Below are 12,487 nucleotides of genomic sequence, written 5' to 3'. Positions count from 1 at the left end.
GACCGTTCGGCCGCCTACGCGATGCGCTGGGTGGCCAAGAACGTCGTCGCGGCGGGGCTCGCCTCGCGTTGCGAGGTCCAGGTGGCGTACGCGATCGGCAAGGCGGAGCCGGTCGGTCTCTTCGTCGAGACCTTCGGCACCGCCAAGGTGGAGGTCGAGCGGATCGAGAACGCGATCGCCGAGGTCTTCGACCTGCGCCCGGCCGCGATCATCCGCGACCTGGACCTGCTGCGGCCGATCTACGCGCAGACGGCGGCGTACGGCCACTTCGGCCGCGAACTCCCCGACTTCACCTGGGAGCGCACCGACCGCGTCGACGCGCTGCGGGCGGTGGCAGGCATATGAAGGGGGAGGACGAGACAGTGGTATCGCCACGTCCGCGCCTGTCGCTCTCGTGGGACGACGGGCACATCCTCGCGGTCGACCAGCGGGCCCTGCCGCATGAATACCGCCTGCTGCGGATCGAGACGGTGGAGCAACTGACCGACGCGATCACGTCGCTCGCGGTACGCGGAGCGCCTGCCATCGGTCTGGCCGGTGCCCTGGGGGTGGCGCTCTCCGCCTGCCGGAACAGTTCGGGCAGCGGGGTCGACGAGGCGGCCGTGCGGGCCGATGCCGCGCGACTGTCCGCCGCCCGGCCCACCGCCGTCAACCTGGCCTGGGCCGTCCGCCGCGCCCTGACCCGGCTCGCCGGCGGCCCCGAGGCCGTGCTCGCGGAGGCCATGGCCATGGTGGAGGAGGACGTCACGGTCAACCGGGCCGCCGTCGTACGGGCGGCCGACCTGGTGCAGTCGCTGGTCCCGGACCGGCCGGTCCGCGTTCTCACCCACTGCAACACCGGGCGCCTGGCAACCGCCGCCGTCGGCACCGCACTTGGCGCGATCATCGAGTTGCGTGAGCGCGGCCGGATCGCCGAGGTGCTCGTGGACGAGACCCGGCCGCTGCTCCAGGGAGCCCGGCTCACCGCGTGGGAGCTGGGTGAGGCGGGGGTGCCGTACCGGCTGTGCGTGGATTCCGCCGCTGCCGCCGCCATGGCCCGGGGGATGGTGGACTGCGTGCTGGCGGGGGCCGATCGCATCGCCGCGAACGGGGACGTGGCGAACAAGATCGGCACGTACGGTCTCGCGGTCGCCGCCGCGCGGCACGGCATCCCCTTCGTGATCGTCGCTCCGGAGTCCTCCTGGGACCGCGAGCTGGCCGACGGTTCGGGCATCGTGGTCGAGGAGCGCGACCCGGGCGAAGTGACCGGCTTCGCGGGGGTCGAGGCCGCCCCCGCCGGTGCCGCCGTGTTCAACCCCGCCTTCGACGTCACCCCGGCCGAGCTGGTCACCGCGATCGTCTCCGAGGTGCGGGTCTTCCGGCCGCACGGCTCCCACGGTACGAGTCGTCCGCGTGAGGTGTCGGCATGACCCGTCCGGCCGTCGACGACGGCGAGCGCGCACGCGCCGGAAGTGAACTCGCGGCAGTCTCACGGGCCCTGTACGAACGCGGCTGGATGCCGGGCACCGCCGGCAACCTCTCGGTGCGCCTGCCCGGAGGGGCGGCCCTGATCACCGCCAGCGGCCGGGACAAGGGGGACATGACCGCCGCAGACATGGTCGTCGTACGGGCGGACACGGGACAGGAGGCAGCACCGGGGCCGCTGCGGGCGTCGGCCGAGACGACGATCCACTCCGCGATCTACCGGACCACGGACGCCGGCGCGGTCGTCCACGTCCACTCCCCTTACGCCACGGCCGTCGCGTGCCGCACCGGCCACCGCACGCGCCTGACCTCGCTGCGCATCGAGCGGCTCGAACTGCTCAAAGGCCTGGGCCTGGCCGACCCGGCACGCACCGAGGTGCCCGTCTTCCCCAACTGGCCGGAGGTCCCGCGGATCGCCGCCGACGTGGCCGACCACCTGGCCGCGACGCCACACGCGCCTCCCGCCCTTCTCATCACCGACCACGGCATCACCACATGGGGACACGACCTCGCCCAGGCCCGCAACCGGCTGGAGTGCCTGGAATCGATCTGCCGGCTGCTGCTGCTCACCGGATCCGTGCCGCCCGCGCAAGGAAAGGAAGGCTGATCACATGACGCTGCTTCAGGTCATGCCGGAGGACGACCCCGGAACAGTGCTGCTGCGCACCCGGGACCACGACCGCATCGCGGAGACGCTGCGAGCCCGCGCGGTGGCGTTCGACCGCTGGCCGCTGCGCGGCACCATCACACCGGACACCGGCCCGCAGGACGTACTGTCCCGCTACCGCACCGAGATCGACGGACTGTGCGCGCGTGAAGGGCTGAGGCTGGTGGACGTCGCCCGGCTCCACCCGGAGGAGAGCCCCGAGTGGGAGGAACGGGCGGCCAAGGCGCGCTCCACCTTCCTCGAGGAGCACCGGCACGGCGAGGACGAGGTGCGCTTCTTCGCCCACGGCACGGGGTGCTTCTACCTCCACCTCGACGGCCGGGTCCACGCGGTGGTGTGCGAGGCGGGCGACCTGCTCTCCGTACCGGCGGGCACCCGCCACTGGTTCGACATGGGCCCGCGCCCGGAGTTCGCCGCGATCCGCTTCTTCGAGAAGGAGGACGGCTGGGTGGGCGACTTCACCGGCGACCCCATCGCCCAGCGCTTCCCCCGGCTCGACACGCTCCTGGCGCCGGAAGCGGCGACGTGATCCTGTCGACGGTGCGGGCCGTGGTCCTCGACATCGAGGGGACCACCGGCTCCGCCTCCCACGTGCACGACGTGCTCTTCCCCTACGCGAGGGAGCGCTTCGCCGACTGGTTCGCGGCCCACCGGGGCGAGCCCCCATGGACAGAGCTGATGGAAGAGCTGCGGACCCACACCGGCGATCCCCGACTCGACGAGGAGGGCGCCGTCGCGGCGCTGACGTCCTGGTCCGACCAGGACGTCAAGGCGCCTCCGCTCAAGCGGATCCAGGGGCTCATCTGGGCCGAGGGCTACGCCCGCTCCACGCTGACCGGCCACGTCTACGACGACGTGCCCGGGGCGCTGGCCCGATGGCGGCGGTCGGGGATCGACCGCTACATCTACTCCTCGGGCTCGGCGGCGGCCCAGCGCGACTGGTTCGTGCACAGCAACCACGGCGACCTCAGCCCGCTCCTGAACGGCTACTTCGACCTGTCCAGCGCGGGCGGCAAACGAGAACCGGAGTCCTACCGGGCCATCTCCCGTGCCATCGGCGTCCCCGCACACGGAACGGTCTTCTTCAGCGACGTCGGAGAGGAACTGGACGCGGCCGCCACCGCGGGGTGGCGGGCTGTGGCCGTACGGCGCCCCGGAGACCCGCGCGGCCCGGAGGTGGCCGGACACCCGACGGTCCCCGCCCTGGACGGCGTACGGCTGCACCGAAGAACAAGACGGGAAGAGGAAACACGGACATGAGCGTCAGCGGCAACGCCCCGGTGGCCGAGATCGGCGTGATCGGGGGCAGCGGCTTCTACGAACTGCTGGACGACGCGGAAGAAGTCAGGGTCGGCACGCCCTACGGTCCGCCCTCCGACGCCCTGATGCTGGGCACGGTCGCGGGACGGCGGGTGGCGTTCCTGCCCCGGCACGGCCGGGGGCACCGCATCCCGCCACACAGGATCAACTACCGGGCCAACCTCTGGGCGATGCGTTCCGTCGGCGTGCGCCGGATCCTGGCCCCCTGCGCGGTCGGCTCCCTCAGGCGTGACCTGGGCCCGGGCACCATCGTGGTTCCCGACCAGCTGGTGGACCGGACCAGCGGCCGGACCCAGACCTTCTACGACGAGGGCGCCGTCCACGTCTCGTTCGCCGACCCCTACTGCGAGCACGGCCGCGAAGCGCTCCTCAAAGCAGCCGCCACAGCAGGGATCGAGGCGGTCGACGGCGGCACGATGGTCGTGGTCGAGGGGCCACGGTTCTCCACCCGCGCCGAGTCGCGGTGGTTCGCGGCGGCCGGCTGGTCGCTGGTGAACATGACCGGGCACCCCGAGGCGGTCCTCGCTCGCGAACTCGCCCTCGGCTACGCCACCGTGGCCCTCGTGACCGACCTGGACGCGGGCATCGACGCGACGGAGAGCGTTGCCCAGGAAGAGGTGTTCAAGGTCTTCGCCGAGAACACCCGGCGCCTCCGGCGCATGGTGCTCGACGCCATCGGGCTGCTGCCCGGGAGCGGTGACTTCCCTGCCGCCCGCGCACTCGACGGCATGACCCTGCCCTTCGACCTGCCCTGAACCGGTGCACACCGGTCACACCGGTCACACCGGGACGGGGAAGGACGAGTCGCCTCCACGCCGCAGGGCGACGTCGCGGAGCGCTCGTGGGCGGCGCGCCCCGGCGGCGCCGGCCCCGGCTGAGAAGCAAGCGGCGCGCCTGCTCCCGCCCAACCGGTGCAGTACGGGCGTCCGCCCGAGGAGCGGGCGAACGCCACCCGCCTGATCAGTACGTTCCGTTCAACCTGGAAGGCCGAGTTCTATGTCACCGCCAGCGATCACTGCGCCATCGGCGAGCAGCGGCGCCGATACGTCAGCCGGCGAGGCGCCCCCCGAACCCGCGCGGGGGGTGAAGGGCCGGCTCGCCTCCCGTAAGGGGCTGGCGCTTGCCTGCGCCGTTCTGTTCGTCGTTCTCCTCATCTCGATGGTGGTGGCCATCGGTCTGGGGGCCGCCGTGATCACGCCGGGGGAGACCGCCCGGTATCTGTGGGCGTCTGTGAGCGGCGGCCGTATCGCCGCGGACGAGGTGACCACGTACCAGATCATCTGGCAGATCCGTACCCCACGGGTGCTGCTCGCGGCGCTCGTGGGGGCTGGGCTGAGCGCGATCGGCGTGGCCATCCAGGCCATGGTGCGCAACGCGCTCGCCGACCCCTTCGTGCTGGGCGTCTCCTCGGGCGCCTCCGTCGGAGCCGTCGGTGTCACGGTCACCGGAGGACTGGCGGCGCTGGGCATCTACGCCGTGTCGGCCGGTGCCTTCATCGGGGCCCTGGTCGCGTCGCTCCTGGTGTATGCCGCCTCCTACAGCCGGGGCGCGCTCTCCCCGCTGCGGCTCGTCCTGACGGGCGTGGCCATGTCGCTGGGCTTCCAAGCGGTGATGAGCCTGATGATCTACTTCGCGCCGGACAGCGAGGCGACCAGCATGGTCCTGTACTGGACCATGGGCAGCTTCGGCGCCGCGAGCTGGGGTGCGCTCCCGGTCGTGTCCGTGATCGTCGTTCTCGGCCTGGTCGTGTTGTACCGGTACGGCCGGGCGCTGGACGTGCTGGCCCTCGGCGACGAGACCGCCGCGAGCCTGGGTATCAGCCCCGACCGGCACCGCAAGGCTCTGCTCGTCCTGGCCTCGCTCGTGACGGGCGTGATGGTCGCCGTCAGTGGCGCCATCGCCTTCGTCGGACTGGTCATGCCCCACGTGGTGCGCATGGTCGTCGGCGCCACCCACGCACGCGTACTGGCCGTGGCGCCACTGGCCGGAGCGATCTTCATGGTCTGGGTCGACCTGGTGTCCCGGACGCTGGTGGCACCGCGCGAGCTGCCCCTGGGCGTCATCACCGCTCTCGTCGGGGTGCCGGTGTTCGTCACCCTGATGCGCCGCAAGGGTTACATGTTCGGAGGCCGCTGAGATGGAACTCAGACTTGACGGGCTCTCTGTGGTGACCGACGGCAGGAGCCTGGTACGCGACCTGTCCCTGGGCGTGGAAACCGGCCAGGTCGTGGGCCTGGTCGGCCCGAATGGAAGCGGCAAGTCCACCGCCCTCAGGTGCGTGTACCGTGCCCTCCGCCCCAGCTCCGGCACCGTCTGGGTGGGCGAGGACGATCTCTCCCGCCTGACAGTGCGCCGCTCCGCGCAGGTCATCGCGGCCATGACCCAGGACGGCGCCGTCGACCTCGACTTCACGGTCGAAGAGGTCATCGCGCTCGGACGCGCACCGCACCTTCAGGGCAACCAGGCGCTCAGCCGCCGGGAGCGGGAGCTCTGCGAACGCGCGATGGACCGGCTCGACATCCGCCACCTCGCCCGGCGCGGAGTCCTGACGCTCTCTGGCGGGGAACGCCAACGTGTCCTGCTGGCCCGGGCGCTCGTCCAGGAGCCGGAGATCCTGGTGCTCGACGAGCCGACCAACCACCTCGACGTACGGCACCAGGTCGAACTGCTCTCACTTCTGCGCGGCTCGGGACTCACCGTCCTGGTCGTGCTGCACGATCTCAACCTCGCCGCGGCCGCCTGCGACCGCCTGGGGGTTCTCTGCGATGGCCGCCTTGTCACCACCGGCACGCCCGAGGACGTACTCACCACGGATCTCGTCCACGAGGTGTTCGGCGTCAAGGCCAGCATCGTGTCCCACCCGCTGACGGGTGATCCGCAGTTGTTGTATTCGCTCAATCCCTCCCTGTGAAAGGCACCACCAGGTCATGACCATGACTCGATCCCCCCGCTCGGTGCGGCAGCACGCCGTCCTCGGCTCCGCGCTCGCGGCCACACTGCTGCTCAGCGGCTGCGGCGCCGAAGTGGAAACGGACGCCAAGGCATCCAAGAAGGTCACCGTCAAGAGGTGCGGTGAGCCGGTCGAATACACGGTTCCCCAGCGCGCCGTGGCGTACGAAGGCGGAAGCGCCGACAAGCTGTTCAGCCTCGGGCTGGTCGACCACGTGCACGGCTACGTGATGCCGCCGGCGAACCCGCCGGTGGAGGAGTCACCCTGGGCGAGCGACTACGCCAAGGTGAAGATGCTCAGCAAGGACCTCCTCAACAAGGAGCTCGTGGTCGAGGCCAAGTCGGATTTCGTTCTCGCCGGCTGGAATTCGGGCTTCAAGGATGAGCGGGGCATCACCCCGGAGATCCTGGACAAGCTCGGAATCCAGAGCTTCATGCACGCGGAGAGCTGCTTCAACTACCCGAAGTACCCGGAGAAGCTCACCCCGTTCGAAGCCCTTTACACCGACCTCGACCGGCTGGGCAAGATCTTCCAGGTCGAGGACAAGGCGGACGAGGTCGTCGGTGGGCTGAAGAAGCGGGTGGAGGCCGTCCGGGCGAAGGCGCCCAAGGGCGATCCGGTCCCGGTCTTCCTCTACGACTCGGGCACCGACCAGCCCTTCACCGCGGGCAACCAGGTGCCGCCCAACGACATCATCAAGACCGCCGGCGGCAAGAACGTCTTCGACGGCCTCGACCAGCGGTGGACGCAGGTGAACTGGGAGGCCGTCGCCGAAGCGGAGCCGGAAGTCATCATGATCCTCGACTACGGGGACCTGCCCGCCCAGAAGAAGATCGACTTCCTGAAGACATCCCCCCACACGAAGGGGCTGCCCGCCGTCAAGAAGAACAACTTCTTCATCCTCGACTACAACGAGGGCGTCAGCGGACCGCGCAACATCGACGGCCTGGAGAAGTTCGCGAAGTACCTGGGTGAGCTCAAGAGCTGACCGAGTGGCAGCGCGCCAGGGCCGTGTCCGACCACACGGCCCTGGCGCTCCGAGCCCGAGCGCTGAGCCCGGGCGGCTTGCTCCGTCGGGAAAGCGCCGCGGCGAACCCCGCGTCGCGGCAGCCGCCACCGTCGGCGGCACGGATCGCCCGCGGGCGGGCGGCGGAGGGCCGGTTCACGGGCCCCGCCGGCGCCTTGCCCTGCCTGCTGGAGCGTGACGAGCCGACCCGGAGTTCCGAGCGCCTCGTGGCACTGCTCGTCGCGGTCGGTTGACGGGCCGGGTGCCGCTCGGGGAATCGCTTATCCCACCATCGAGAAAGGCCCCAGATGACCAGGACCGCTGCGAGTGAGGCCGACCGCGCCGATCAAGGGCTCGGCTATGCGGTCAACGGCCCGTACTACGACATGATTTTCCCCGAGCCGGTACGGGATTCCCTGACGGACGCCCTGCGGCGCCTGGTGTCCGAGGCCGGCGCGGTTGCGGAGATCGGTCCTGGCACCGGGGCCTTCACCGAACTCCTGCTGGAGTTGCTCGGGCCGGACGGGGAGATCTTCGCGATCGAGCCGACGCGCATCATGCGCGCAGCTCTGGTGACGCGGCTGTCCCGCATACCCGCAGCCGCGGACACGGTGACCGTGCTGCCCGAGGACGCGCTGGAAGCCGAGGTGCACGTCCCGCTGGACGCCGTGGTGATGTTCAACGTCACCATGCACTTCTCGCCGGAGCAGCGGGTCCGGCTCTGGCACAGGTGGGCCGGCGCGCTCCGCCCCGGCGGCCTGCTGATCATGGAGTCGCAGCACCCTCAGACGGCGAGCGCGATCCCGCTGTCGGAGATCCCTGGCGGCACGCTGGGGCGGCACCGCTACGACACGCTGGCGCGGGCGGACGTGGTGGGCGAGGGCCTGATCCGCTGGGTGATGACCTACCGGACCTGGTGCGGTGACGACCTGCTCCGGGAAGAGACCGCGGAATTCGACTGCCATGTCATCTCCGACGAGACACTGGCCGCCGAGCTGTCGGCGGTGGGCCTCGAACGCGACCGGACCGCGCCCGAAGGTATTCAGGCGTGGCGCAGGGTAAGGAGCCCTGGCCTCTTCGCGGATCACCCCGTCGAGGCGGGGTAGTCGTCCACGACAGCGAGTGCCTGAAGCCCATGGTGGTGTGTCATCCAACGAGACCCGTTCCCCGCCCCGGCCGGCGAGGCCGGCGGAGGCCGGACGGCCTCCACGTTGGCCCTCCGTCGGTGGGGCCGTAGACGCTGGGAGAGAAGAGCGGTACGAGCCGGGGAACTCCCGTACGTCGGGGCACTCCCGTGCGTACGAGGGCAACCGTCGACTAGTGCCGCATCATGCAGCGTTCGCCCTGTAGTGCCTTACGACCTCGGGAGCGATTGAGGCCGGGGCATGCTGGCCTGGCGGGTCAGCTGGTAGGTGATCAGCAGGCAGCCTGCCGGGCGAGCACGAGTTCGGTGCCGGGCTTGCGTGCGGAGCGGTCGGAGACCAGCCCGACGATGGCGAAGTGGATTTCCGTGTAGGTCTCACGGCGGCCGGTGAACCGCTGCAAGGGCCGCCACTGCTTGTGCTCGGCGTTGCTGTGCTCGACATGCATCCGTGCTGAGGACCGTCGGCGATGTCGCTCGCGCCAGGCGTGGCGCTCGCCCAGTGAGGCGTCATCCTTGGGCTTCTTCGGTGGGGCGTCGACCTGGTCAGGAAACTCGTTAGCCAGCCCGCGGCAGGATGGGAACAGGCCGCACGGGCCCAGGCAAGCGTCACAACTCGCCTAACCCGTACGGCCCTTCTCGTGTCAAGGGCAGATCGCGACCCCAAGTGCTACGACTGTGCTGGCCATACCACCGCTTGGGCGACGATGACCCTTTCACCGTTGAAAGTGACCGCAGGGCCTTCGTGCAGTTCGAAGCCGAGAGCTATCGCTTCGCTCACACGATGGCAGAACGCGGCGTCGTCCGGGCCGGTCAAGACTCGGTAGATAGGCAATCCATCTGGTGGTGTACTCATGAAGAGGAAGATCTCATGCGCACCCGTCCACCCAGCCAGGCGACCAGCAATCCCGAGGGCCAATCGCTCCCAAGGTCGTTAGATCGCGGATGGCCCAGGTCTCGGCGAACGCGATGTCGGAAATCCGCCAGCATGCCTGCGGCTGGTCGGGCGAGAATCCGCTCATGATCGCTGAAGCGCAGGGAATCCGCATCCGGCACCGCGGGCATGAACCGCAGGTCCATCCCACCGCCTACGTCGCCCCGACGGCCACCCTCGTCGGTGATGTCCGCGTGGGGCCGAGGGCGCGGGTGATGTACGGTGCGGTGCTCGATGCCGAGGGGTCTCGGATCGAGGTCGGGGAGGCGGCGGTGATCTGCGAGAACGCGGTGTTGCGCGGGTCTGCGGTCGCCGGCGATCAGCCGGTGCTTGTCGACGATCACGTCTTCGTGGGGCCGCATGCCACGCTACTGGGCTGCGAGGTCGGCAGGTGCGTCTATGTGGCGACCGCGGCGACGGTCCTGCAGTGCGCACGGTTGGGGGCCGGCTCGGTTGTCGCTGTCGGCGCGCTCGTCCATGCGCGCACCGTTTTGCCGGACGAGTACTTCGTGCCGCCGCACACCGTGGCGCTTGACGCGCCGGTGCGGCTGCTGGCGCCTGGCGATCCGGGCATGGCCGAGGCCGTCCGGCGGGTGGGCTTCGCGCAGGTGGCGTTCGGCGTCGACGCGGAGTGGACCGACCGGATCAGCCGGTACGAGCACATCGCGGAGGTGCGCGTCGCCGAGTTCGGCACGCACGCGGACGATGAGGTTCTGGATCCCGACTAGCGCCGCGTCAGCGGCCCTTGTGCTGTGGTGAGGTGACGCGCCGTCCGGATTCCACTTTGGCGGCGCGCGTCCGGCAGGCTGTGCCGGTGGCAGAGCGCGTGCGGGTCCGTGAGATCGATGACGACGAGGGCAGGCGGCTGCTGCGGATCATCCGTAGGGGTACCGGGTCGGTGGTGACCTGGCGCCGGGCGCAGATGGTGCTGTTATCCGCGCAGGGCATGCCCGTGGCGGAGATCGCCGAGGTGACGTTCACCAGCGCGGACCGGGTCCGGGATGTGATCCACAACTTCAACACTGACGGCTTCGGCCCGCTTTGTCCGAAGTGCGCGGGCGGGCGGCCGAGGACCTTCACCCTGCCCGAGCGCCGGGAGATCAAGAAGATCGCCAAGTCCAAGCCGGCCGAGCACGGCCTGCCGTCTCGACCTGGAGCCTGGCCAAGCTGGCCGACTTCCTGGTCGCCGAGGGGGTGGTCGACGACATCAGCCACGAGGGCCTGCGGGCCCTGCTCCGCGAGGAGGGCGTCTCGTTTCAACGCATAAGACCTGGAAGACCTCCCGCGATCCGGACTACGCCGCCAAGAAGGCCCGCGTCGAGCACTTGTACGCCATCGCCGACGGCGAGGTCATACCCGAGGACGGCGAGCCGGAAATGGTGTTCTGTCCGGACGAATTCGGCCCGCTGAACCTGCAACCGCACCCGGGCCGGCAGTGGGCCGAACTCGGCGGCAGGCACAAAGACCCCGACCGTGAACCGCGCCGCAGGCGGCGGGCAACCTACAACCGCCCACACGGAGTGCGGCACCTGTTCGCCGCCTACGACCTGGCCAAGGACAAGCTCTACGGCCACATCAAGAAGACCAAGAACCGATCGAAGTTCCTGGAATTCTGCCGCTACCTGCGCACCCTCTACCCGCCGACAGTCCGCCTGGCGATCGTGTGTGACAACTACTCCCCGCACCTGACCACCAAGCGGTGCCGCCGGGTGGCGGACTGGGCAGAGGCCAACAACGTCGAATTCGCCTGCACCCCGACCAACTCCTCCTGGCTGAACCGCATCGAGGCCCAGTTCACCGCCCTGCGCTATTTCACCCTCGACGGCACCGACCACGCCAGGTAGATGGTGGCGGTCTGGTCGTAGCGAGTGGCCAGACCGCGCCACTGCTTGGGCTTGTTGATGCAGCGCTCGACGGTGTTCCGCCGCTTGTGGGCCTCGCGGCCGAAGGCCGGCGGACGGCCACCTCGGCGGCCCGGGCGTTTGCGGTTCGCGGCCTGGTCGGCGGGCTGCGGGACCACCGCCCGGATCCCGCGCCGCCGCAGATGACGGCGGATCGCCCGCGACGAAGAGGACTTGTCGGCCAGGACCACATCCGGCGTGATCCTGGGACGGCCGATCCGCCCGAGCGCCCCGTAACCCGGCCATGACCTGCGCGAACGCGGGTGCGTCGCCAGCCTGGCGTGATGACGAACGCCAGTGGCCGGCAACGGCCGTCCGCGGCGAGGTGGATCTTCGTGGTCATCCCGCCGCGGGAGCGTCCGAGGGCATGGCCGGCCGGCTCGCCGGCCGGGGCCCCCTTCGAGCTTCTACAGTGCTGTAGATTCAGGCTGGTTGTCGTCGAACGTCATCGGCGGTAGCGGCACATCCCGACCCGTGCAACAGGAGGAAACCGGTGGGAATCACGCTGACCAAAGGCCAGCAGATCAGCCTGGAGAAGAGCGACGGCGGCAAGCTGAGCGTTGTACGCATGGGACTGGGCTGGCAGGCCGCGCCACGCAAGGGGTTCCTCGCCAGGCTCACTGCCAAGGAGATCGACCTCGACGCCTCCGCGGTGCTCTTCGCCGGCCGAGAGCCTGTGGACGTCGTCTTCTTCCAGCACCTGGTCAGTGACGACGGCTCGGTCCGTCACACCGGCGACAATCTCGTCGGCGGTGCCGGGCAGGGCGGCGACGACGAGTCGATCCTCGTGGACCTGGGCCGTCTGCCCGTCCACGTCGACCAGATCGTCTTCACCGTCAACTCCTTCACCGGGCAGACCTTCGCCGAGGTGGAGAACGCCTTCTGCCGCCTCATCGACGAGAACACCGGCCAGGAGCTGGCCCGCTACACCCTGTCCGGCGGCGGGGCGTACACCGCCCAGATCATGGCCAAGGTTCACCGCGCGGGCGCCGGCTGGAACATGTCCGCCATCGGGGAACCGGCCAACGGCCGAACATTCCAGGACCTGCTGCCGGTCATCGCCAGCCACCTCTGACCACCCCTGCCGCCTACCGGGGAGAAGAT

At 70.0% G+C, this 12,487-nt stretch carries 14 protein-coding genes and 2 pseudogenes; 13 read left to right on the top strand and 3 right to left on the bottom strand.

Features of this window, described 5'->3' with window-relative positions:
• From ABD347_RS14340 to ABD347_RS14295, 10 genes are all read left to right on the top strand, one after another.
• The coding region (locus tag ABD347_RS14340) for a methionine adenosyltransferase domain-containing protein (protein WP_344360834.1) at nt 1-345 on the top strand (345 nt) is incomplete at its 5' end.
• A 17-nt stretch (nt 346-362) separates the two neighbouring features.
• Nucleotides 363-1,409, top strand: coding sequence for an S-methyl-5-thioribose-1-phosphate isomerase (mtnA, locus tag ABD347_RS14335; RefSeq protein WP_344360833.1), 1,047 nt, complete (start codon nt 363-365; stop codon nt 1,407-1,409).
• Complete coding sequence (gene mtnB / locus ABD347_RS14330) at nt 1,406-2,071, top strand: methylthioribulose 1-phosphate dehydratase (RefSeq protein WP_344360832.1); 666 nt, start codon at nt 1,406-1,408, stop codon at nt 2,069-2,071. The genes mtnA and mtnB overlap by 4 nt, the downstream gene beginning before the upstream one ends.
• Nucleotides 2,072-2,075: 4 nt before the next feature.
• On the top strand, nt 2,076-2,660 hold the full coding sequence (locus tag ABD347_RS14325) for a 1,2-dihydroxy-3-keto-5-methylthiopentene dioxygenase (protein WP_344360831.1): 585 nt from the start codon (nt 2,076-2,078) through the stop codon (nt 2,658-2,660).
• The gene (mtnC, locus tag ABD347_RS14320) at nt 2,657-3,391 is read left to right on the top strand and encodes an acireductone synthase (protein ID WP_344360829.1); all 735 of its coding nucleotides are present in this window, start codon (nt 2,657-2,659) and stop codon (nt 3,389-3,391) included. The genes ABD347_RS14325 and mtnC overlap by 4 nt, the downstream gene beginning before the upstream one ends.
• A complete protein-coding gene (locus ABD347_RS14315; protein WP_344360827.1) occupies nt 3,388-4,206 on the top strand; it encodes an S-methyl-5'-thioadenosine phosphorylase in 819 nt (272 codons plus the stop codon). The genes mtnC and ABD347_RS14315 overlap by 4 nt, the downstream gene beginning before the upstream one ends.
• A 403-nt stretch (nt 4,207-4,609) precedes the next feature.
• Nucleotides 4,610-5,587, top strand: a complete 978-nt coding sequence (locus tag ABD347_RS14310) for a FecCD family ABC transporter permease (RefSeq protein WP_344360894.1) — start codon at nt 4,610-4,612, stop codon at nt 5,585-5,587.
• A gap of 1 nt (nt 5,588) precedes the next feature.
• Entirely contained in the window at nt 5,589-6,362 is a 774-nt protein-coding gene (locus ABD347_RS14305) for an ABC transporter ATP-binding protein (RefSeq protein WP_344360824.1), read from the top strand.
• Between the two features lie 16 nt (nt 6,363-6,378).
• Nucleotides 6,379-7,389 (top strand): ABC transporter substrate-binding protein, encoded by a 1,011-nt coding sequence (locus tag ABD347_RS14300; RefSeq protein ID WP_344360822.1) that lies wholly within the window; start codon nt 6,379-6,381, stop codon nt 7,387-7,389.
• Between the two features lie 326 nt (nt 7,390-7,715).
• Entirely contained in the window at nt 7,716-8,513 is a 798-nt protein-coding gene (locus ABD347_RS14295; protein ID WP_344360820.1) for a class I SAM-dependent methyltransferase, read from the top strand.
• A gap of 310 nt (nt 8,514-8,823) precedes the next feature.
• Here the strand turns inward: ABD347_RS14295 and ABD347_RS14290 are convergent, their stop codons facing one another.
• Nucleotides 8,824-8,997 carry a hypothetical protein gene (locus tag ABD347_RS14290; protein ID WP_344360818.1) on the bottom strand — a complete coding sequence of 58 codons (174 nt, stop codon included), beginning with the start codon at nt 8,995-8,997 and terminating at the stop codon, nt 8,824-8,826.
• A 221-nt stretch (nt 8,998-9,218) separates the two neighbouring features.
• A complete protein-coding gene (locus tag ABD347_RS14285) occupies nt 9,219-9,404 on the bottom strand; it encodes a DUF1737 domain-containing protein (RefSeq protein WP_344360816.1) in 186 nt (61 codons plus the stop codon).
• 89 nt (nt 9,405-9,493) lie between these two features.
• On the opposite strand from ABD347_RS14285, the gene ABD347_RS14280 reads away from it, so the two are divergent.
• Together ABD347_RS14280 and ABD347_RS14275 are read left to right on the top strand one after the other, a co-directional pair.
• The gene (locus tag ABD347_RS14280; protein ID WP_344360814.1) at nt 9,494-10,210 is read left to right on the top strand and encodes a gamma carbonic anhydrase family protein; all 717 of its coding nucleotides are present in this window, start codon (nt 9,494-9,496) and stop codon (nt 10,208-10,210) included.
• An 86-nt stretch (nt 10,211-10,296) separates the two neighbouring features.
• Nucleotides 10,297-11,320: pseudogene (locus tag ABD347_RS14275) on the top strand (IS630 family transposase); the annotation flags it as partial.
• On the opposite strand, the pseudogene ABD347_RS14270 reads toward ABD347_RS14275, so the two are convergent.
• A pseudogene (locus ABD347_RS14270) lies at nt 11,290-11,747 on the bottom strand (transposase); the annotation flags it as partial. The pseudogenes ABD347_RS14275 and ABD347_RS14270 sit on opposite strands and share 31 nt — an antisense overlap.
• Nucleotides 11,748-11,876: 129 nt before the next feature.
• Between ABD347_RS14270 and ABD347_RS14265 the strand changes: the two are divergent.
• The gene (locus tag ABD347_RS14265) at nt 11,877-12,458 is read left to right on the top strand and encodes a TerD family protein (RefSeq protein WP_344360813.1); all 582 of its coding nucleotides are present in this window, start codon (nt 11,877-11,879) and stop codon (nt 12,456-12,458) included.
• The last annotated feature ends 29 nt before the right edge of the window (nt 12,459-12,487 follow it).

Origin of the sequence: Streptomyces gobitricini, from assembly GCF_039532985.1 — a bacterium.
In the GTDB taxonomy this organism is placed as follows: Bacteria; Actinomycetota; Actinomycetes; order Streptomycetales; family Streptomycetaceae; genus Streptomyces; species Streptomyces gobitricini.
Note: the sequence above shows the minus strand (reverse complement) of the source record. Positions and strands in the feature narration are given on the sequence as shown.

What these genes read in the sequence shown, in the direction of transcription:
- mtnB (WP_344360832.1), top strand. Translation starts at nt 1,406, where the DNA reads ATGACCCGTCCGGCCGTCGACGACGGCGAGCGCGCACGCGCCGGAAGT.
- ABD347_RS14325 (WP_344360831.1), top strand. Translation starts at nt 2,076, where the DNA reads ATGACGCTGCTTCAGGTCATGCCGGAGGACGACCCCGGAACAGTGCTG.
- ABD347_RS14315 (WP_344360827.1), top strand. Translation starts at nt 3,388, where the DNA reads ATGAGCGTCAGCGGCAACGCCCCGGTGGCCGAGATCGGCGTGATCGGG.
- ABD347_RS14310 (WP_344360894.1), top strand. Translation starts at nt 4,610, where the DNA reads ATGGTGGTGGCCATCGGTCTGGGGGCCGCCGTGATCACGCCGGGGGAG.
- ABD347_RS14305 (WP_344360824.1), top strand. Translation starts at nt 5,589, where the DNA reads ATGGAACTCAGACTTGACGGGCTCTCTGTGGTGACCGACGGCAGGAGC.
- ABD347_RS14300 (WP_344360822.1), top strand. Translation starts at nt 6,379, where the DNA reads ATGACCATGACTCGATCCCCCCGCTCGGTGCGGCAGCACGCCGTCCTC.
- ABD347_RS14295 (WP_344360820.1), top strand. Translation starts at nt 7,716, where the DNA reads ATGACCAGGACCGCTGCGAGTGAGGCCGACCGCGCCGATCAAGGGCTC.
- ABD347_RS14290 (WP_344360818.1), bottom strand. Translation starts at nt 8,997, where the DNA reads ATGCATGTCGAGCACAGCAACGCCGAGCACAAGCAGTGGCGGCCCTTG.
- ABD347_RS14285 (WP_344360816.1), bottom strand. Translation starts at nt 9,404, where the DNA reads ATGAGTACACCACCAGATGGATTGCCTATCTACCGAGTCTTGACCGGC.
- ABD347_RS14280 (WP_344360814.1), top strand. Translation starts at nt 9,494, where the DNA reads ATGGCCCAGGTCTCGGCGAACGCGATGTCGGAAATCCGCCAGCATGCC.